Annotated in this window: 1 protein-coding gene; it reads left to right on the top strand. The window is 67.3% G+C overall.

All coding sequences use genetic code 11. The features are described 5' to 3' along the window. Nucleotides 1–28: 28 nt before the first annotated feature. Nucleotides 29–1,422: MurT ligase domain-containing protein (locus INF29_RS14195; RefSeq protein WP_207728188.1), on the top strand; the 1,394-nt coding region annotated here is incomplete at its 3' end.

Below are 1,422 nucleotides of genomic sequence, written 5' to 3' on the forward strand. Positions count from 1 at the left end.
CTGTTTGCCTGCAGAAGGGAAAGCTGTAGTGAACGACGGTACCCGGGGGCATGGGGGCCCTCGCTTCCACCTCGCCCTGGCGGCGTCCAAGGCCGCTGCCGCCGGCCTCAAGCTGATGCGCCGTAACGCGGGGCAGATGCCCGGCGTGATCGCCGAGCGCATCGACCCGGTCTTCCTCGCGCATATCGAGAAGCCCCGGCGGATCGTCTTCGTCTCGGGGACCAACGGCAAGACGACCACCAACAATCTGCTGAACGACCTGCTGACGGACAACGGCGTGCGCCACGTGGACAACCGCGCGGGCGGCAACGTGATCGCCGGCGTGGAGAGCACGCTCATCAAGAACGCCTCCCTCGCCGGGCACCAGCGCGTCGATACGGCCGTCATGGAGCTCGACGAGCTGTCGTTCCGCCGCGTGCTGCCCCATGTCACGCCGGATATCCTGCTGGTCACCAACCTGTATCGCGATTCCTTCTCGCGCAACGCGAACCCCGACTTCATCTTCTCGGTCATGAGCGAGCACATCTCGCCCGACACGAAGCTGATCCTGAACGCGGACGACCTCATCAGCTGCCGGCTCGCCCCGCAGAACCGCAACCGCGTCTACTTCTCCATCGGGAGGCTCGCCGAGGACACCCCGGAGCCCCAGGGCATCGCCTGCGACCTCACGGCGTGCCCGGAGTGCGGCGGCAGGCTCGAGTACGACTACTGCCACCTGCGGCACCTCGGACGCGCGCACTGCACCTCGTGCGGCTTCGCCAACCCCGACCCCGCGTACGAGGTGGTCTCGGTCGACCGTGCGGCGCACGCCTTCACGGTGCGCGAGAACGCGGCGCCGGGTGCGCCGACGTACACCTACCGGTTCGGCGTGTACTCCATCACGAACCTCTACAACCTGTTCGCCGCGACCGTCGTGGCGCGCGAGATGGGGCTCGCGCCCGAGGCCATCGCCGCCTCGCTCGAGCGCGGGATCAACGTCACGGCGGCCCGGTACGCGGAGCAGGAGGTCGGCGGGAAGCGCCTCGTCGCCCTGGCGTCGAAGGGTGAGAACAGCACCGCGACCTCGGTGGCGCTCGACACCATCCGTCGGGAGCCGGGCGATAAGATCGTGATCCTCATGCTCGCGGACGCGCACAAGGCGGAGAGCCCCACCACCACCGAGTACATCGGCTGGTACTACCAGTCCGATTTCGAGTACCTGACCGACCCTGCGATCAAGCAGGTGATCGCGCAGGGCGTGACCAACGAGGACCTGCTGTTGCGCCTGAGCCTGGCCGGCATCGACCCCGCCAAGCTCTATATGGTCACGACGCCCGACGAGGCGGCCGACGCCGTCGACCTGTCGTGCGGTGTCGACAACATCTTCTGGGCCTATGACATCTTCAACGGCGCCGATGTCGACAAGAGCCGTAGCCGCCTCAT

The sequence above is a fragment of the Anaerotignum lactatifermentans genome (genome assembly GCF_014982935.1).
GTDB classification, from domain to species: Bacteria; Bacillota; Clostridia; order Lachnospirales; family Anaerotignaceae; genus Anaerotignum; species Anaerotignum lactatifermentans.